General features: G+C 61.4%; 14 protein-coding genes and 1 pseudogene. 8 read left to right on the forward strand and 7 right to left on the reverse strand.

Going from position 1 to position 20,058, the window contains the following annotated elements; genetic code table 11:
• The first annotated feature begins 252 nt into the window (after positions 1-252).
• The gene (locus ASB58_RS08910) at positions 253-3,135 is read left to right on the forward strand and encodes a ribonucleoside-diphosphate reductase subunit alpha (protein WP_096004073.1); all 2,883 of its coding nucleotides are present in this window, start codon (positions 253-255) and stop codon (positions 3,133-3,135) included.
• 281 nt (positions 3,136-3,416) lie between these two features.
• Positions 3,417-4,673: a ribonucleotide-diphosphate reductase subunit beta gene (locus ASB58_RS08915; protein WP_096004074.1), complete on the forward strand. Its 1,257-nt coding sequence runs from the start codon at positions 3,417-3,419 to the stop codon at positions 4,671-4,673.
• A gap of 64 nt (positions 4,674-4,737) precedes the next feature.
• Here the strand turns inward: ASB58_RS08915 and ASB58_RS08920 are convergent, their stop codons facing one another.
• The 4 genes from ASB58_RS08920 to ASB58_RS08935 form a co-directional block, all read right to left on the reverse strand.
• Positions 4,738-6,108 carry an ATP-binding protein gene (locus ASB58_RS08920; RefSeq protein WP_118130160.1) on the reverse strand — a complete coding sequence of 457 codons (1,371 nt, stop codon included), beginning with the start codon at positions 6,106-6,108 and terminating at the stop codon, positions 4,738-4,740.
• Entirely contained in the window at positions 6,105-6,782 is a 678-nt protein-coding gene (locus ASB58_RS08925; RefSeq protein WP_118130161.1) for a response regulator, read from the reverse strand. Before ASB58_RS08925 ends, ASB58_RS08920 begins: the two co-directional genes overlap by 4 nt.
• Positions 6,783-6,851: 69 nt before the next feature.
• On the reverse strand, positions 6,852-7,460 hold the full coding sequence (locus tag ASB58_RS08930) for an outer membrane beta-barrel protein (protein WP_118130162.1): 609 nt from the start codon (positions 7,458-7,460) through the stop codon (positions 6,852-6,854).
• 115 nt (positions 7,461-7,575) lie between these two features.
• Entirely contained in the window at positions 7,576-8,610 is a 1,035-nt protein-coding gene (locus ASB58_RS08935; RefSeq protein ID WP_181977901.1) for an AraC family transcriptional regulator, read from the reverse strand.
• Positions 8,611-8,821: 211 nt separating this feature from the next.
• Between ASB58_RS08935 and ASB58_RS20215 the strand changes: the two are divergent.
• Positions 8,822-9,490 (forward strand): annotated as a pseudogene (locus tag ASB58_RS20215) (FAD-dependent oxidoreductase); the annotation flags it as partial.
• Positions 9,491-10,390: 900 nt separating this feature from the next.
• Entirely contained in the window at positions 10,391-12,535 is a 2,145-nt protein-coding gene (locus ASB58_RS20220) for a molybdopterin oxidoreductase family protein (protein WP_268877912.1), read from the forward strand.
• A gap of 71 nt (positions 12,536-12,606) precedes the next feature.
• On the opposite strand, the gene ASB58_RS08945 is transcribed toward ASB58_RS20220, so the two are convergent.
• Both ASB58_RS08945 and ASB58_RS08950 read right to left on the reverse strand, forming a co-directional pair.
• Entirely contained in the window at positions 12,607-13,350 is a 744-nt protein-coding gene (locus tag ASB58_RS08945) for a class I SAM-dependent DNA methyltransferase (RefSeq protein ID WP_118130165.1), read from the reverse strand.
• A 147-nt stretch (positions 13,351-13,497) separates the two neighbouring features.
• Entirely contained in the window at positions 13,498-14,970 is a 1,473-nt protein-coding gene (locus ASB58_RS08950) for an alpha/beta hydrolase (RefSeq protein ID WP_202974614.1), read from the reverse strand.
• Between the two features lie 287 nt (positions 14,971-15,257).
• Between ASB58_RS08950 and trpB the strand changes: the two genes are divergently transcribed.
• The gene (gene trpB / locus ASB58_RS08955) at positions 15,258-16,466 is read left to right on the forward strand and encodes a tryptophan synthase subunit beta (protein WP_118130167.1); all 1,209 of its coding nucleotides are present in this window, start codon (positions 15,258-15,260) and stop codon (positions 16,464-16,466) included.
• 125 nt (positions 16,467-16,591) lie between these two features.
• Here trpB and ASB58_RS08960 read toward each other — a convergent pair whose 3' ends face one another.
• Positions 16,592-17,491 (reverse strand): LysR substrate-binding domain-containing protein, encoded by a 900-nt coding sequence (locus ASB58_RS08960; RefSeq protein WP_118130168.1) that lies wholly within the window; start codon positions 17,489-17,491, stop codon positions 16,592-16,594.
• Between the two features lie 115 nt (positions 17,492-17,606).
• Here ASB58_RS08960 and ASB58_RS08965 point away from each other — a divergent pair, with 115 nt between their 5' ends.
• From ASB58_RS08965 to ASB58_RS08975, 3 genes are all read left to right on the forward strand, one after another.
• A complete protein-coding gene (locus ASB58_RS08965; protein WP_118130169.1) occupies positions 17,607-18,308 on the forward strand; it encodes an FMN-dependent NADH-azoreductase in 702 nt (233 codons plus the stop codon).
• A 148-nt stretch (positions 18,309-18,456) separates the two neighbouring features.
• Entirely contained in the window at positions 18,457-19,263 is an 807-nt protein-coding gene (locus tag ASB58_RS08970) for a substrate-binding periplasmic protein (RefSeq protein ID WP_118130170.1), read from the forward strand.
• 130 nt (positions 19,264-19,393) lie between these two features.
• A complete protein-coding gene (locus ASB58_RS08975; protein ID WP_118130171.1) occupies positions 19,394-19,924 on the forward strand; it encodes an REP-associated tyrosine transposase in 531 nt (176 codons plus the stop codon).
• The last annotated feature ends 134 nt before the right edge of the window (positions 19,925-20,058 follow it).

The raw sequence follows: 20,058 nt of genomic DNA on the forward strand, positions 1-20,058 counted from the left end.
CCGCAGCATTGCTGCCTTGCCGCCAGACCGGCCATTCAGGCCTAGAAAAAAACCACTAAATAGTCACTTGCCTCCGAATAAAACACACACTATCTTGTGTCGAACTCAAGGCCGATCACCACATATTGATCAAATTATCGACACCGCTACGCACAAAAATTGATCAGTTCGGCACCGTAACAGAGCATTAACGCCCCTCACCAGGCGCAATACGTACAGCATCTCGTGTCCACGACCAGAAAGGAGTTTGTCATGCAGGTCAACCCGACGCCCCCCTCTACCTCCTCCAGCAATCTGCATGGCGAGGAACAACAGGACTCCGACCTGCAGCTCAGCGCTCCCGGTCAGTTGCGCGTTATCAAGCGCAACGGCACCCTGGTGCCCTACACCGACGACAAGATCCGCATCGCCATGACCAAGGCCTTCCTGGCCGTGGAAGGCAGCCAGGCCGCCTCGTCCTCGCGTATTCGTCAGACCGTCGATGACCTGACCGATACCATCAGCGCCATCTTCAAGCGTCGCCTGCCCTCCGGCGGCACCCTGCACATCGAAGAAATCCAGGATCAGGTCGAACTGGCCCTGATGCGTTCCGGTGAGCAGAAAATTGCCCGCAGCTACGTGCTGTACCGCGAAGAGCACGCCCGCCAGCGCCAGGAGCGTCAAGCCACAGCCCCGGCCGATGCCCACCCGAGCATCCGCGTGACCCTGCCCGACGGCAGCCGTCAGCCGCTGGACATGGGTCGCCTGCGCACCGTCATCAGCGAGGCCTGCGACGGCCTGGCCGAAGTCGATGCCAACCACATCGAGCAGGAAACCCTGAAGAACCTGTACGACGGCGTCACCCAGCTGGACGTCAACACCGCCATGGTGATGACCGCCCGCACCCTGGTTGAGCGCGAGCCCAACTACAGCCAGGTGACCGCTCGCCTGCTGCTGGACAACCTGCGCGCCGAGGCCCTGAGCCACCTGCAGGTTGCCGCCAGCGCCACCCACAGCGACATGGCCACCCTGTACGCCAAGGCCCTGCCGGTCTACATCCAGACCGGTATCGAGTACGAACTGCTCGACCCCAAGCTGAACGAATTCGATCTGGAGCAACTGGGCGCCGCACTGGACCACAACCGTGACCAGCAGTTTGGCTACCTGGGCCTGCAGACCCTGTACGACCGTTACTTCCTGCACCGCGACGGCACCCGTATCGAGCTGCCGCAGTTCTTCTTCATGCGCGTGGCCATGGGTCTGGCGATCGAAGAAGCCGACCGTAACGCCCGTGCCATCGAGTTCTACAACCTGCTGTCCAGCTTTGACTACATGGCGTCTACCCCGACCCTGTTCAACGCCGGCACCCTGCGTCCGCAGCTGTCTTCCTGCTACCTGACCACCGTGCCGGATGACCTGTCCGGTATCTACAAGGCCATCCACGACAACGCCATGCTGTCCAAGTTTGCCGGCGGTCTGGGCAACGACTGGACACCGGTTCGTGCCATGGGCGCCTACATCAAGGGCACCAACGGCAAGAGCCAGGGCGTCGTCCCCTTCCTGAAAGTGGTCAACGACACCGCGGTTGCGGTCAACCAGGGCGGCAAGCGCAAGGGCGCGGTCTGCGGCTACCTGGAAACCTGGCACCTGGATATCGAAGAATTCCTCGAGCTGCGCAAGAACACCGGTGACGACCGCCGTCGTACCCACGACATGAACACCGCCAACTGGATTCCGGACCTGTTCATGAAGCGCGTCTTCGATGACGGCAACTGGACCCTGTTCTCGCCCTCTGACGTGCCCGATCTGCACGACCTGACCGGCAAGGCCTTCGAAGAGCGTTACGAGTACTACGAAGCGCTGATCGAGTACGGCAAGCTGAAGCTGCACAAGACCCTCAAGGCGCGTGACCTGTGGCGCAAGATGCTCAGCATGCTGTTCGAAACCGGCCACCCGTGGCTGACCTTCAAGGACGCCTGCAACCTGCGCAGCCCGCAGCAGCACGCCGGTGTGGTACACAGCTCCAACCTGTGCACCGAGATCACCCTGAACACCTCGGCTGACGAAATCGCCGTGTGTAACCTGGGTTCGGTCAACCTGCCGCAGCACATCGTCGACGGCAAGCTGGACACCGCCAAGCTGGAGCGCACCGTGCGCACCGCTGTACGCATGCTCGATAACGTGATCGACATCAACTACTACAGCGTGCCCCAGGCGAAGAACTCCAACTTCAAGCACCGTCCGGTCGGTCTCGGCCTGATGGGCTTCCAGGATGCGCTGTACCTGCAGCACATCCCTTACGGTTCCGAAGAAGCCGTGGCCTTTGCCGACCAGTCGATGGAAGCGATCAGCTACTACGCCATCCAGGCCTCCTGTGACCTGGCTGACGAGCGCGGCAGCTACTCCACCTTCGACGGCTCGCTGTGGTCGCAAGGCATCCTGCCCTACGACTCCCTGGACATCCTGGCCGAGCAACGTGGCGCCAAGTACATGGAAGTCGATCGCAGCACCACGCTGGACTGGGAGCCGGTACGCCAGCGCGTCAAGGGCGGCATCCGCAACTCCAACATCATGGCCATCGCACCGACCGCGACCATCGCCAACATCACCGGCGTATCGCAGTCCATCGAGCCGACGTACCAGAACCTGTACGTCAAATCGAACCTGTCGGGCGAGTTCACCGTGATCAACCCCTTCCTGGTCCGCGACCTGAAAGCCCGCGGCCTGTGGGACTCGGTCATGGTCAACGACCTGAAGTACTACGATGGCTCCGTACAACAGATCGACCGTATCCCGGACGACCTCAAGGCGCTGTATGCCACCGCCTTTGAAGTGGATACCAAGTGGATCGTTGAAGCCGCCAGCCGCCGCCAGAAGTGGATCGACCAGGCTCAGTCGCTGAACCTGTACATCGCCGGCGCCAGCGGCAAGAAGCTGGACGTGACCTACCGCATGGCATGGTTCCGTGGTCTAAAAACCACCTACTACCTCCGTGCCCTGGCCGCCACCAGCACCGAGAAGTCCACCGTCAACACCGGCAAGCTGAACGCCGTCTCCAGCGGCGCCGACAGCGCCCCGGCCGCAGCACCCGCCGGCCCGGCGCCAGTGCCGCAGGCGTGCTCGATTGACGATCCGGACTGCGAGGCGTGCCAATAAGGCAGGCCCAGCGGCAAGCCTCAAGCTGCAAGCTACAAGCAGCTCGAGTGAGCGCCACCGTCATTGGCCAGAAACAGCTCCGAGCATAAGAGCAGTTCTGCTCGGAGCGCTTAAAACACAGCGTGATTTCCATCCCTCGCGTCATTCCCGCGAAGGCGGGAATCCAGAAAAACCCGATAGCCGCGCCGAGCCAGTATCAACCACCGCTCGCCGCCGCCACACCAAACAACTTGCCGCTTGCTGCTTGAAGCTTGCGGCTGGCGACCAAAGGAGCCAACACCATGCTCAGCTGGGACGAATTCGATAGCGAAGACACCACCCCTGCCCCTGCCGGCAAGCCCGCGCAGGCCAAGCCCGCCGCGCCGGTAGGCGACAGCCCGGCGATGGAAAACCAGGCCGAGAGCTCGGTAGAAGATGCGCGCCAGATCAGCGCCGACGACTCCGACGCCATCGCCCGCGCCAAAGCCGCGCTGGACGAGCTGGACATTCAGGAAGGCCTGGATGACCTGGAAGGCTCCGCCGCCCGCGTACAGGTTGGCGACAAGCAGATGATCAACGCCCGCGCCGACCTTAACCAGCTGGTGCCCTTCAAATACGAATGGGCCTGGCAGAAGTACCTCGACGGCTGCGCCAACCACTGGATGCCGCAAGAGGTCAACATGACCGCCGACATCGCCCTGTGGAAGAGCGCCGACGGCCTGACCGAAGACGAGCGCCGCATCGTCAAGCGCAACCTGGGCTTCTTCTCCACCGCCGACAGCCTGGTTGCCAACAACCTGGTGCTGGCCGTATACCGCCTGATCACCAACCCCGAGTGCCGCCAGTACATCCTGCGCCAGGCCTTCGAGGAAGCGATCCACACCCACGCCTACCAGTACTGCATCGAATCGCTGGGCATGGATGAAGGCGAGATCTTCAACATGTACCACGAGATCCCGAGCGTCGCGAAGAAAGCCTCCTGGGGCCTCAAGTACACCCGCTCGATCTCCGACCCGCAGTTCAACACCGGCACGCCTGAAACCGACCGCCAGTTCCTGCGCAACCTGATTGCCTACTACTGCGTACTGGAAGGCATCTTCTTCTACTGCGGCTTCACCCAGATCCTGTCCATGGGTCGCCGCAACAAGATGACCGGTACTGCCGAGCAGTTCCAGTACATCCTGCGTGACGAGTCCATGCACCTGAACTTCGGCATCGACGTGATCAACCAGATCAAGATCGAAAACCCGCACCTGTGGGACGCCGCCATGAAGGATGAAGCCACTCAGATGATCCTGCAGGGCACCCAGCTGGAAATCGAATACGCCCGCGACACCATGCCCCGCGGCGTACTCGGCATGAACGCGGCGATGATGGAGGACTACCTCAAGTTCATCGCCAACCGCCGCCTGACCCAGATCGGTCTGAAAGAGGAATACCCGGGCGCCACCAACCCCTTCCCCTGGATGAGCGAGATCATGGACCTGAAGAAAGAGAAAAACTTCTTCGAGACCCGCGTGATCGAGTATCAGACTGGTGGTGCGCTGACCTGGGATTGATCCAGCAGCCCCCAACAAAGAAGCCCGGCAAATGCCGGGCTTCTTTGTTATTACCATCAGCCGGTCAGAAGCGTATCCGGAAAGCCGCGCCACCCAGCGACGACTCACCCACCTGCAGCTCGCCGCCATAACTCTCGAGAATGTCGTTCACCACCGCGGTGCCTATGCCCTGCCCCGGGTGTTGGGCGTCCAGCCGCTCTCCCCGGCGCAGGATGCGTTCGCGCTGATCCTCGGGCACACCCGGGCCATCATCCTCGACACTGATCTCGCAAACACCCTGAGCAATGCGCGCGCCAATGCTTATCTGACCAAGGCACAGGCGGTAGGCATTCTCCAGCAGGTTACCAAGCAGCTCCAGCAAGGCCACCCGCTCCATGGGAATCTCCAGCCACAAATCAAAGTCCCGCTGTACCCTGACCTGCTTATCCCCGTAGACCTTGTCCAACGCCTCGCACAGGTTGTCGACAACATGCGCCAACAACACACGGTGGCGTATCAAACCGCTCTTGCGCAGGCTGGCACGCTGCAGCTGATAACCGATTTGCTGGCTCATCCGCTCGATCTGCGCCTGCAACACCCGCGTCTGCTCGCGGTTCTCCGGCCGGGCCGCGATCACTTCACTGGTGCCCTGCAGCACCGACAAAGGGGTTTTCAGGCTGTGCGCCAGATCATCCAGCGAATGACGATAACGCTCACGCTGCTGACGCTCGCTGTCCAGCAGCCGGTTCAGCGAACCGGTCAGGCGCAGCAACTCGCTGGGGTGCTGGTCACTCAGACGTTCGCGGCTGCCGCTTTCCACCTCATCAAGCTCCCGGCGCAGACCTCGCAGACTGCGAAACCCCCAGGTCAAACCAAACCACAACAAACCAAGCAGCAGCAACAACGCCAGAGCAAGCCATAGATACAGCTGTTTCATGAAGCCGTTATAGAGCGCACGGGTGTCGCTGTCGGGTTGCAGGGTGACGATACTGAACGCCGCGCTTTCACCGCGCAGCAAATCGACCTCGACGTCGTACAGATAGAACGCGTTGCCTTCACGATCATAAACGCGCAGCAGCCTGTTGCCACTGCCGTCGTAGCGCGGCAAATAGCCGACAGAGATCCCCTTGGCCGTGCGCGACTGCCAGATCAGCTTGCCGTCACGGTCGTAGATAAAACCCAGCAGCTGGGCATCAGGAATATTGAACTCTTCATCGGGTAGCTTGCTGGGCATGCTCAGCCTGCCGTTCTCCGTTCGCGCCGCTGCAATCAGCGCACCGGCATCCGCCGCCAGACGCTTTTCTACCGACTGCTCCAGCGCAATCAGAAAGGCACTGCGTAAAACGGGCAGCAAGGCCAGCATGAAGATCACCGCCAGCACGGCGCTGCCGAACATCAGACGCAGGCGCAGCGAGAAGGCCCCGCGCCTGGTCAGCCAGCGCCAGCCCCCGCTCATCGGCAGCGCTCGGTAAACAGATAACCTTGGCCGCGCACCGTCTCTATCGGCTTGAACCCGTCTGCACCATCGAGCTTGCGACGCAGCCTGCCAACCAGCACCTCAATCACGTTGGGGTCGCGTTCGTCATCATCGGGATAGAGCTGCTCGATCAGACGTTCCTTGGGGACCACCTGCTGATGATGGCGCATGAGGTATTCCAGAATCCGGTATTCAAAGGCGGTGAGTCCCATGCTGGCCCCCTGCAACAGGGCTTGCTTGCGATTCATGTCCAGCAGCAGCGGACCTGCTTCAATGGTCGACTGAATGAACCCGGCGGAACGGCGCAACAAGGCATTCAAGCGGGCCTCAAGCTCTTCAAACTGAAACGGTTTGACTACGTAATCGTCTGCGCCCGACGCCAGACCCTCCACCTTGTCCTGCCAGTTGCCGCGCGCAGTAAGAATCAGAATGGGAAAGGTCTTGCCACGACTGCGCAGCTGCCGGATCAGATCCAGCCCGCTGATGTCCGGCAAACCGAGATCCACGATAGCCAGATCATGGTGGTATTGCTCGACACGGTAGAGCGCTTCTTCCGCATCACCAACCGCATCTACCACGTGCCCCTGTTCGCCGAGTCGGGTATAGAGATGATGACGTAGCAGCGCTTCATCCTCCACGACCAGCAACTTCATGATTGTGTTTCCTGTTTCTCAAAATAAAACCGGGCCACCCAAGGGCAGCCCGACACATACCGGCGTCTGTCAGAAACCGTAGTTGGCGCTCAAATACCACTGACCGCTGCTGTGCAGGTCTGCCTTACCCAGCGACCCTTGACCATGGGGAGCAACATCGACGGTGGCATTGGTACGCAGATAACGGTAGCCGCCCTCAACGGAGACGCGCTGACTGATGTCTTGCAACAGGCCGGCCTGCAGGCCTGCAGCATAACTGATATTGCTGTCACGCGAGGTACCGGAGCTGTTCTGCTCCAGCTTGACCAGCCCCAACGAGCCGCCACCGAAAACCTGGGTGCCACTCTGGTTTAGCGGATACAGAACATCATAACTGGCAAGCAGATTCTGCTGACGCAGCTTGAAACCATTGTTGCTACCAGAGAGGTACTCGTAGGTAGCGTAGTAGCGGGCGCTATCATTCTGGCGACCGGCACGCACACCCCAGGTGTTCTCATTGTTTACGACACTGTCGAATGACGGATTGTTCAGGTTGGCGTTCAGGGAAGAGGATTTCTGCATGTTGTTGCTCGTCTGACCCCAGGTCAGGCTGGCGAAGTTCTCATCGGCGTGCGCGACAGTCGCTGCGCCCAGCAACAGAGGAGTAGTCAGCATCAGCTTGGTAATGGTCGATCTCATGGAATGCCTCTCGAATGGCAGTGGATGTCTCAACGTTCGAGAGTCATGTTGCACCGGCCCAGCTGAACACTGGCTGAACCTTTGCTGAACGGCAGCTGAACAGACCCTAACCACCTCAGCGCTGCTTACCCGGCATGCCGTGCGCCCCTGGTGTCAGATGGCTGCGATACTCCCCCGGCGTCATCCCGGTCCAGCTGCGAAAGGCACGGATAAAGGAGCTTTGTTCCGAGTAGCCCAGCAGCAGCGCGACATCGGTTTGCGCCAGCGCCGGGTCGGCGAGGTATTGCCTGGCGAGGGTGTGGCGGGTGTGCGCCAGCAGGCCGCGATAGCTGTAACCGGCGGCGCGCAATTCGCGGTAGAAGGTGCGCAGCGAATACCCCAGCGCCGAGGCGACGGCCACGGCGCTGACGTCGCCGTTTTTCATCGACTCGAGTATTTGTTCCTGCACGCGCTGAAAGGCCGAGCCAGCGCGGCTTTCTTCACCCTCTGGTAGTTGCTGCAGTAGCCCCTGCGCCTGCTGCTCCAGCAGACGCAATAGATAAGGGTCTTTGCTGGAGATAGGCAGCGCCAGCAGGTGCTCGGGAATGGCCAGTTCAATGGCGGCGCAGTCGAAATCCACGGGGCAGCCGAGTAACGCCGGATACACACTGGCATCTGCCGGCTTGGCAAACGGCAGACCGGCGCGCACCGGGGTGACCGCGCGGCCAATCAGCGCTTGGCACAAATTGATAAAGGCGGCGAGGCTGAACTCGGTCGCCAGCGGTGTTTTTGCCACGGCCTGATTCCAGCGCATATGCAGTACGCCGTCTTTCAGCTCGGCGCGCGAGACCAGGCTCTGCTGCAGCAACCGCTGGTAGCGGTAGTAACGCGCTAACGCCTGCCCGAGGGTGCCGCAATACGACACCATGTAACCCACCACGCCAAAGTGGCCGGGCTGCGTCGCCAGGCCCAGTCGGATACCCAGAGCGCTGGCCGGCGCTTGCGCCCACGCCGCATCCAGCAACTCGCAGAAACGCTCTGCCGAAACGCTGGGCACGGCCAGGCAGAGGCCCATCTCATCCAATAACGCCGTCGATGGCGACGGGCATTCGCGCACATAATCCTGCAGCGGCTGAATGAACCCCGAGGGCAGGTAATCGGTTTTGCTCATGGCGGCACTATCGGCACCCTGGCACAAAATGTCAATTGGTCGCGTACTGACAATACGCCACGCCAAGTCCGGACATAACATAGGGCTTTTACAAGCTCTCCGTGGAGTAGATAAGAGAATGGCCTACGTAGTCACCCAAAACTGTATCGGCAACAAACACACCAGCTGCGTTGATGTGTGCCCCGTGGAAGCCTTCCGCGAAGCGCCGGAGATGCTGTTTATTGATCCAGACGTGTGCATTGACTGCAACGCCTGCGTATCGGCCTGCCCCGAGGGCGCCATTTTCCCGCGCAGCATGGTGCCGGATGACCAGCAGAACTTCATTACGCTGAATGCCGAGGGCGCCAAAACCCACCCGGTGATCCGCGAGAGCATCCAGAGTGGCCAGCAGGCCAGCAGCCCGGTCGCCAACCTGCCCAGCCGCTTCGCCATTATCGGCTCTGGCCCCAGCGGTTTTTATGCGGCCGAAGCGCTGATGAAGCAACTGCCCGGCGCCCAGGTAGACATGTTCGAGCGCTTGCCCACGCCCTTCGGCCTGGTGCGTTACGGCGTGGCACCGGATCACCCGCGCATCAAATCCGTGACCAGCAGTTTTGAGCGCATTGCCGAGAGCGAGCGCTTCCGTTTCTTCGGTAATGTGCAGATCGGCCGCGACCTGAGCAGCGCCGAGTTGCGTCAGCATTACCATGGCGTGATCTACGCCACGGGCGGCTCGCAAAGCCGTCCGCTCACACTACCCGGAGCCGACAGCGCCAACATCTTCGGCTCCTCCAATTTTGTCGGCTGGTACAACGGCCACCCCGACCAGGCAGACTTGAGCCCTGAGTTATCCGGCAACACCGCCGTGGTCATCGGTATCGGCAACGTGGCACTGGATATCGCTCGCCTGCTGGTGCTGCCCACAGAGCAACTGGCCAAAACCGATATTGCCGACCACGCCCTCAAGGCGCTGGCCGCCAGCGGCATTGACGAAGTCTGCCTGCTTGCCCGCCGTGGCCCGGCCCAGGCGGCGTTCACGCCCAAGGAGCTGGAGCAGTTGATGGCCATACCCGGCTTGCAGCTGCAGGTGGATGCGGCAGACCTGGAACTGGACGAAGCCACCGCGCGCCAACTGGAGCAACCGGACAACGCCGAAGCGCGCAAAAACCTCAGCCTGCTGCGGGAAATCGCGGCGCGCCCGCAGGGTGACGGCAAGCGCATTCGCTTTATGTTCTATACCAGCCCGGCCGAATTCGAAGCCGCCGATGGCCGCGTGAGCGCGGTGCAGGTACAACGCAACGAATTGGTACGCGATGAACAAGGCGCGCTGGTGGCGCGTCCGGCCGAACAGACCTCGCGCATTGCCGCCGGCCTGGTGGTGCATGCCATCGGTTATCAAGGCTCGGCCATCGACGAGCTGCCCTTTGACCTGGGCCGTGGCGTCATGCAGCACGAGCAGGGTCGCATCCCCGGCGAGGCCGAGCACCGCGATTACGTCGCCGGCTGGATCAAGCGTGGCGCCAGCGGCGTAATTGGCAGCAACCGCCAGTGCGCTACCGAAAGCGTACAGCGGCTGATCGACGATCTGGGCAGCAGCCTGCCAAGTCGCAGTGGCGATATCAGCGAGCTGCTAACCGCGCGCAACGTACAGAGCGTGAGCATGGCCGACTGGTTGTTGCTCGATCAGCACGAGCAGGCGCGGGGCCGTATCGAAGGACGCGTCAGAAGCAAGGTAGTGAGCATTGCCGAGATGCTCGCGGTGATCCGCGATGCCCGCGCCCGCGAGGAAGAACAAACCCGCCTGCCGGTGAAAACCCACCACCGCGCCTGCACCCTGTGCGAAGCCATGTGTGGCGTGGTGATCGAAACCCGGGGCGAGCAGATTCTGTCGATCAAGGGCGACAAGGATGACCCGCACAGCGAGGGCCATATCTGCCCCAAAGGCTACGCCCTGCAAGACCTGCACAACGACCCGGACCGCCTGCGCACCCCGCTGGAGAAGGTCAACGGAGAATGGCTGCCGATTGACTGGGACAGCGCACTCGACAAGGTGGCGGCCAAGCTGGTGGACATCCAGCGCCGTCACGGCAACGATTCGATTGCCGGTTACTGGGGCAACCCCTCATCCCACAACCTGGGCCTGATGATGGCCTCGGGCACGCTGCGCAAGGCGATTGGCACGCGCAACATTTCCTCCGCCGCCTCGCTCGACCAGATGCCGCACCAGCTGGTGTCGTACCTGATGTTCGGTCACAGCCAGCTGTTCACCATCCCGGACATCGACCGCACCCAATACATGCTGATGCTGGGCGCCAACCCGGCGGCTTCCAACGGCAGCCTGATGACCGCCGGCGATATTCTCAAACGCCTGGAGCGCATCAGCGAGCGTGGCGGCAAGGTAGTCCTGGTCGATCCGCGCCGCACCGAATCCGCCCGCTATGTCGATGAGCATCTGTTCATTCGTCCCGGCACCGATGCCTTCTTTTTGCTCGGTTTGATCCGTCATGTGCTCGACCAGGGGCTGGTCAAACCCGGCCGACTGCGTGACCTGGCCGACGAGTGGGACGCCCTGGCGCCGCTGTTTGACGGCATCTCACTTGAGCAGGTCAGCGCCCGCTGCGGTATCGCCGTGCCTGACATCAAGCGTATTGCTGAAGACTTCGCCAACGCCGAATGCGCGGTGTGCTATGGCCGCATGGGCGTCTCCACCCAGAGCTACGGCGCACTCAACCATTGGCTGATGCTGGTGCTCAACATTCTCACCGGCAACCTGGATAGCCCCGGCGGCATGATGTTCACCACGCCGGCGTTCAACAAGGCGCAGAGCCGCCCGATGGGCAGCTTCAACACCTATCAGAGCCGGGTGCGCGGCCTGCCGGAATTCGATAGCTACTTCCCGGCAGTCACCCTTGCCGAAGAGATGCTCACCCCCGGCGAAGGCCAGGTGCGCGGCTTTGTCTGCGTCGCCGGCAACCCGGTGCTGTCCACGCCCAACGGGCGGCAAATGGACGAGGCGCTGGAGCAGCTGGAGTTCATGGTCTCGATCGACTTTTACCTGAACGAAACCTCACGCCATGCGGACATCATTCTGCCGCCGACAGGGCCGCTGGAGCACGAGCAATACGACATCGTGTTCAACATGCTGGCCGTGCGCAACCTGGCGCGCTTCAGCGACCCGGTGTTTGAGGCACCGGAAGGCACCCGCTGCGACTGGGATATCGTGCAGGGCCTGACCGCGCGCATCATGGCGCTGAAGAACCCGGACGCGCCGCCACCGCGAGCCATGCCACGTCCGGAACAGATTCTCGACCACGGCCTGCAAACCGGCCCGTACGCCGAGGGCTTCTACGAGTACAACAGCGGTGAGCCGGTGAAGCACGACGAACCGCTCAGCCTGGAGGTGCTCAAGCGCTATCCGCATGGCCTGGACCTGGGGCCGATGCGCGAATCCTTCCCGGGCTATCTGTTTACCGCCGACAAGAAGCTGCATCTCACGCCACCGGAGTTAGTGGACGATCTGGGTCGCGCGCTGGCTGAACTGCGCGGCGCCGAGAACGGCGAGCTGATGCTGATTGGCCGCCGTGACCTGCGCACCAACAACTCCTGGATGCACAACAGCAAACGACTGGTCAAAGGCAAGGATCGCTGCGGCATGCTGGTGCACCCTGCAGACGCCGAGCGGCTGGGCCTGGCAGACGGCAAACCGGCACGTATCGCGTCGCGCGCTGGTGAGCTGCTGGTGCGGGTCGAGGTGAGCGACGAGGTGATGCCCGGCGTGGTCTGCCTGCCCCACGGCTGGGGACATGACCGCGAGGGTGTCAGCCTGCGTGTGGCGCAGACCAACCCCGGCGTCAACGTCAACGACATTACAGATGACCAGGTGGTAGACCCGTTGTCCGGCAATGCCGTGCTCAACGGTATTCCGGTATCGGTCGTCGCTGCGTAAGCAGTCGTCCGAGACGGACGGAGGGCACGCCAGTCAGGCGTGCCCTTTTTTTGCGGCAAGCTCGCGATCAATCAACGTTTGACGCAGACAGCCAGTACGTTCCCCGATGCTCCATCCCAGGACACCAGCCGCTGATAGTCATGCGCCAGCAGCTGCACCTCAAAATACGGCTCCAGCAATTCAAGCAGCTCACCGAAGGTCACGGCAACCATCGGGTGCTCGTCTTTCCAGAGCTGGGTGCCCTGTGCATCCGTGCGTTCGATGCGCAGACGCAGGCGCTGTTGTTCACCCTCCCCTGCGTAATACCAGCCAGAGCTGAACCAGAAGGTGGCGTCGTGCTGACGCACCGAATGGGACACAAAGGAGCTGTTGTCGATCTGGCTTTTATCTACGCTGTTAAAGCAGAACACGCCGCCATCGGCCAACGCAGCATGGACACTGGCTATGCACGCGCGCAGCCGGTCGATACTGCCGCTGTAGTGGATGGAGTAGAGAAAGCAGGTGATCAGATCGAGCGGCTGACTGACGCGGAAGCCGCACATGTCCTGCTGAGAGAAGGTTGCCTCCGGGCAGCGCTGCTGCGCCAGATCCAGCATCGGCTGGTTGATATCCAGACCACTGCTCTGAAACCCCGCATCCAGAAAGTGACGCACGTGCGGGCCGGTACCGCAGGCCAGGTCCAGATGGCGTTGACCGCCGTTGCCGAACAGCTGATGGATACGCTGCACAGACTGGCTTTGGGCCGGGTAATCGATGTCGGCGCACATCAGGTCGTAGTAACCCGATAGGTCCGTGTAGATGGCGTTGTGAGACATGATGGCCTGGCGCTGAAATGGCGGTGGCGCATCATATATCGCGGTGACAGAAAGTCACCTGAAATCTGCAGGAAGAGCCCACGATTGCGCCAGAGCGACGCAATCGTGGGCCGATGTCATGGTAGTCGGGCTACCAGGACGTTGCTATCACGGGGGAGTTGCACAGGCCGGCAGGCCGGCGCGCTCACCCACAGTGAAGGTACAACCGTAGTTGTCGTTTGCAACCACGACCGGATCAAGCACCTCGTCACCGGCCGGCTTGGCGCCACCGTTTACCCAGGTCAGCCAGTCGTTGATCGCGGCGGTGTACTCACCGTCCGAGAAGTCGCAGTGGCTCGGCGCTCGAATGGCCCGCTGCACCAGCAAGTCTTCATTGCCATTGGCCTCTGCGCGCTCACGGTACAACTGCTGATGACGGAACGGTACGTAGAAGTCGCCAAGCGTGTGCATGGTCAGAACGGGTACGTCAAAGTCCCCGTTGACCAGCGGTATCCAGCGCACCCCGTCGTCACGTAGGGGGTTGGCGTCCGGATCGGCGCTGACGCGATCAAGAGACTCGTTAAACTCGATCTCTTCTGCGGTGGGTGTGGGGCCAGTGGTCCAGCGATACACCACATCCTCATTCCCGTACATGCTCTTGAGCAGGATGCCATTGATGCGACCATCGCTGCCGCCGGTGCCCAGCACGATGTCCTGCAAGGGCGTGGCATAACCAATGTTGAAAATCGGCCTCTTACCGCCAGTCAGGTTTTCGGCGATGGCTACCAGCCGCTCGCCGGCAACCCCCTTCGGTGACGCCCAGTTCGGCCAGCCATTGGGCAACTGATTGAACAGCGCATCAACCATGGGACCAGGAGAGGTAATAAGAGAAGCAGACCCAAAGTCGGTAAACTCACCCGCCAGCTCAAGGAAGCGAGAGTAGTCCTCATCGCCGTAGCCGGAGATTTCCATCATTACCCGGGTGTAGTCGCCCAACCACTGAAACTCATTCTGCTCTGCATGGCAAAAAGGCGCAGCCCCTGCATAAGGCACAGAGAACTGGGTTTGCTCAAGATTCTCGCGATCAACCGCGGCGGCAGCGATGTGGCCGCCCATCGAAACCCCCGAGATCAGGTACTGACTGGGAGCGGTATACCGTTCGCCGTAGTCCTGCTCGATATAGTCAACAACGTTGAGAGCAAGCTTGTTGGTATCTTCGATACCGGCACGGGCATCGTACCAATTGGCGGAGTAGGAGGACGCCGCCCAGGCGTACCCGGCGTTCAGTACAGCCAAGCGCCAGGCTGCCGGCGGCATGGCAAGGCTCAGGTCGAGTGTTTCGCCTGCATAGCCATGGGTCCACATAACCAGCCCATCACCATCCCAGCCATCCGGCACTTCAACCGAATAGATGGCATCGCCCTGCAGCCCCTCATAGATACCGAAGTAGATAGATGTGCCGGCCAGCGCGGCCGGCAAGGTAGCTGGCAATTCAGCACGGAAGTCACGACTATCTTGAGCGCGGGTTTCGGCAACCGGCGGAGAATCGCTGCCCCCACCGCCACCACTCAAACAACCACTCAGCATTAATGCAGACAGCGCTACGGGCACGGCAGCCCGAGACCAAGATGCAGTTGGCAAGGTAAACCTCCAGTGTTTTTTGTAATTGTTATTGCTGCGCAAGTCCTGCGCTTGCCGATCATAGTGGAGATTTGGCGGCCATAGCCGATTATCACTGCGAATGATGAGAAGTCTGCAGCGCAGCGTATACAGAGGCGAGCCGGCATAGCCACACCGCCTCCGCGCGCACCTCGCAAACGCCTATTCCAGCGCGTTTGATCGACAATATTCGCGGATGCGCTGACTGCTCGCACTGGTTACACTACCGCTGTCTTAATACCCCCATGACTCGCAAGGACACCCCAGCCATGCCCCAAGACCTGCTCTCCACTCCGATGCCTGATGCCAACGGTTACTTCGGCCCCTACGGCGGCCAACTGGTACCGCCGGAGCTGAAGCAGGCGATGGACGATATCGACAAGGCGTATGAAGAGATCCGCCAGCGCGAAGACTTTCAGCAGGAGCTGGCCAGTCTGTTTGCCGACTACGTGGGCCGCCCCAGCCCGATCTTTCACGCCAAGCGTCTGTCAGAGAAACTCGGCGGTGCGCAGATTCACCTCAAGCGCGAAGACCTGAACCACACCGGCGCGCACAAGATCAACCACTGCCTGGGCGAAGCACTGCTGGCCAAGTTCATGGGCAAGAAGAAGGTGATCGCCGAGACCGGTGCCGGTCAGCACGGTGTGGCACTGGCTACCGCCTGTGCGCTGGTGGGCATTCCCTGCGAGATTCACATGGGGCAGGTGGATATCGAGAAGGAACACCCGAACGTCACCAAGATGCGCATTCTCGGCTGCAAACTGGTGCCGGTTACTCGCGGCGCAGCGACCCTGAAAGAAGCGGTCGACAGCGCCTTTGAGGAGTACCTGAAGAACCCGACGGACTACATCTACGCGATTGGCTCCGTGGTTGGTCCGCATCCGTTCCCGAAAATGGTCCGTGACTTCCAGTCGATCATCGGCAACGAGTCACGCGAGCAGTTCCTCGCCAAATACAACCGTCTGCCTGATCACGTTGCTGCCTGTGTTGGCGGTGGCTCGAACGCGATGGGCATGTTTACCGCCTTCCTGAACGACGAGGCCGTGCATCTGGTCGGCGTGGAGCCGGCTGGCGAGGGGCTGGACAAGGTTGGCCGGCACGCCGCCACCATGTCGGTCGGCAAGCCCGGCGAACTGCACGGCATGGCCTGTTACGTACTGGAAGACGAACAAGGCAATCCGTCTGCCGTGCACTCCATCGCCTCCGGTCTGGATTACCCCGGCGTCGGCCCGCAGCACAGCTATCTGAAAGACATCGGCCGCGTCGACTACCAATCCGCTACCGATCAGGAATGTCTGGATGCCTTTATGACCCTGTCGCGTACCGAAGGCATCATCCCTGCACTGGAAAGCGCCCACGCCGTGGCCTGGGCCATGCGCGAAGCACCAGACCTGCCGAAAGATAGCCACATCCTGGTCAACCTGTCCGGCCGCGGCGACAAGGATGCAGACTACGTCGCGCAGAAGCTGGGGCTGTAAACGCTCCAGAGCGGGGGGGCGGTGGACACGCCTGCGGCTTTGTCCACCCTACCTCCGACCCAATCGTAGGGCGGCCTAAGCGCAGCGTGTCCGCCATCGGTCCCGCAGCCAAACGCAGCCCGATTTCAAAGCGTGCAGACCCCGCCCGGCACCGCCATCACCCAATCCCTCACCGCCTGAATGGTTGGCTCGTTCTTGCGGCTTTCCGGGTAGACCAGATAAAACGCCTTGCCCTTGATCTCCGGGCCGAAGGGCTGCACCAGCCGACCCGCAGCCAGTTCGTCCTCGATCAATTCACGGCTCATCAAGGCCACGCCCTGTGCGCCTACCGCTGCCGATACCGCATGGGTTTCATCGGAGAACACCAGCCCGGCACTGACATCCAGGCCAGGCACCTTCGCCAGTTTCTGCCAGCCCGCCCAATCCACCGGCCCGGAACCGATAACAGGGCTGTGAAAATGAATCAGCGAATGCCTGGGCAGCTCGTTCACATCGTGTAAACCGAGCAGCGGACTGCAAGCAGGAACGAAGGTGTTGTCCAGCAACTTCTCCGCCACCATGCCAGGCCAGCGGCCGTCGCCGTAGCGGATAGCGATATCGGCGGTCACACCATCCAGTGCCACGGCGTCATGCGAGGCGTGGATACGCAGGTCGATGGTCGGGTGGGTTTCGCGCAACATGCAGACCCACGACAGCAGCCAGCGAGAGGCGATCACCGGCGTGGTGGTCAGGGTAATGGCCTGCCGCTGCGGGGTCCTGCGCAAGCGCTCAACCGCAGCGCTGATGTTGTCAAAGGCGCCTTCCAGCACGTCTTTCAGTTCACGCCCCGGCGCAGTCAGCTCCAGCTTGCGCGGCTTGCGCACAAACAGCGACACGCCCAGCGACTCTTCCAGCGAACGTATCTGATGACTGATCGCCGTTGCGGTTACCGACAACTCCTCAGCGGCCTGCTTGGCGCTCTCATGCCGCGCCGCCGCCTCGAATGCCCGGAGCGCAGACAGCGGCGGTAACTTGCGCTGCACCATAGATGAGTTCCTTTCAGCTGAACGTCAAAATATTCATCGTTTGTCGCAATTTATACGCGACCTTAGCCTGAGTGTGCTGCCAATTTCAGATGAATTCAACTTCAGGAGAAAACCCATGCCGCACATTCTTCAGCTCGACGTCAGCGCCCGCCCCGGTTTCGCCGGCAAGGATCTGCACGGCTCACACAGCCGAAGTCTCAGCCAGCGTTTTGTCAGCCAGTGGCTGGCGCAACGTCCGCAAGACACCACCACCTACCGTGACATCGGGCAACACCCACCCGCCTGCGTCAGTCATGACTTGATCGCCGCCAGCTTCACGCCCGAGGCGCAGCGAGAGCCCTGGATGCATGAGACGCTCGCGGAAAGTAACCAACTGGCTGACGAATTGATCGCGGCCGATATTCTGGTCATCGGTGTGCCGATGTATAACTTCGGCATGCCCGCCGCCCTGAAGGCGTGGATCGATCAGGTTGTGCGCCCGGGCAAGACCGTGGATATCGACACCAGCAACCCGGCCGATCCGTATACGCCGCTGCTGGCTGACCGCCCTCGCCACGCGATCATTCTCAGCGCACGCGGTGGGGTTGGCTTCGGTCCGGGTGGCGAGCTGGAAGCCCTCAATCACCTGGAGCCCGCATTGATCACCGCTCTGGGCTTTATGGGCATCACACAGATCCATCAGATCGCCATCGAGGGGCAGGAAGTGGGCGGTGAGGTGCTGGCCTCGTCAGTCGCCCAGGCCAATGCGGCAGTCGATGCACTGGTGCAGCAGCTGCAGCAGGCCACGCAAGCGGCGGAGCTGGCAGAAACAGCCTAGGTGTCGCTCATCAGCGGCTGGCCGCTGCGCCAGCCGCTACTTGCTGCAGAACATGAGAAAATGCAAAAAATGTCCGTTTTGCCCCCTTCCCGTACCCGGCATACATCCTGCTAGACTCCCTCAATCAAAATGGTAGAGCCGAGCGCGAATGCAGTGGATTCCAGCCAAGGTAGGCACCCGAGGCACCCGCCGTGGCGGCTGGCTGCTTGCATTCGTTTTACTGACGCTGTCACCTGCCAATGCATCAGAACCCTGTCAGAAAAACCTGCGCTGGAACGACGACCCGCCCTACAGCATGTTACTGGCAGACGGCAGCGTGCGAGGCATCTACATTGATACCCACACCACCGTACTCGAACGCCTGGGCTGCAAGACCGTGCTGCGCAAACTGCCTTGGGCACGCGCGCTGAGGGAGCTGGAAGCCGGCAGACTGGATATTCTGCCCGGTGCATTTCGTCGCCCTGAGCGTGAGGTCTACGCGCATTTTTCTGGCCCGGTGCTGCCGCCAGCCCGCAACCTGCTGTTTGCCCACCACGAAGCGATCGGCAATTGGCCTGCCGACTCGCTCCAGGCGCTGGCCGAAACGCCCTTTCGGCTTGGCGCGCAGATCGACGTCTTGTATGGCCCTGACTACCTCCAGCTGATGAGCGACCCAGCCTACGCGAAGCGCGTCGCCATGGTCAGCCAGCGCAGCAGTCTGTGGCGCATGATTGCCCGAGGACGCATTGACGGCGCCATTGCCGACGAACACACCGGTGCCTGGGAAATTCAGCAGCTCGGCCTGGCCAACGTCATCACGGCCACCCACATTGTGGTCTCAACCGAAGCCGCAGAGGTCGCGCTAAGCAAGGCGTCCAATGACCTGGCGTTTGTTGCTGCCTACACTGCAGCCCTGCAGGAGCTGGTCAGTGAAGGCAGTTACCAGCAGATCGTCGCACGCTATCTCACGCCCTGAAGCCAGCGCCAACAGGTCACAGAATCCGCCCCGGCAAACCCCGAACGCATCACATCCCCGCTCTGAACTGATTGGCCGCGGAGCGCCTGTGGCCCATGGTGCAGCATCGCCTTCAGAGAACCGTCAGTCCATGCCCCGCTACCGCCGCGCACGCGCCCCGGGTGCCAGCTATTTCTTCACCGTCACCCTGCACGACCGCAGGAGCGACCTGCTGGTGCGTGAGATCGACCTGCTGCGGCGTTGCGTGCGCGCAGCGCGCGATCGCCATCCTTTTCACATTGACGCCTGGGTAGTGCTGCCCGACCACATGCACTGCATCTGGACCCTGCCACTCGGAGATGGTGACTACTCGCTGCGCTGGCAAGTGATCAAACACAGCTTCTCAAAACGCCTGCCAGCCACTGAACCACGCACCGCAACACAGCTACGGCGCGGCGAGCGTGGTATCTGGCAACGCCGCTACTGGGAACACCTGATTCGTGACGACAACGACTACCGACGCCACCTGGACTACATCCACTACAACCCGATCAAACATGGGCATGTGACGCGACTGGCCGATTGGCCCTATTCCAGCTTTCATCGCGCGGTCGCTGCCGGGCTATATCCAGCGGATTGGGGTGACGCGCCGGATGACGAGGCGCTGAGATTGGGTGAATAAGGTGTGTCTTTGTCGGCGGAGAATCGCGCAGCGTTCTCCACCAGAACCGCCGTACCGCAACCGCGCGGAGAAGCCTTTGGCGCTCTCCGCCCTACCCGTAGCGTGGAGAACCGCGCAGCGCTCTCCACCAGAAC

Source organism: Pseudomonas abyssi, assembly GCF_003444685.1.
GTDB classification, from domain to species: Bacteria; Pseudomonadota; Gammaproteobacteria; order Pseudomonadales; family Pseudomonadaceae; genus Halopseudomonas; species Halopseudomonas abyssi.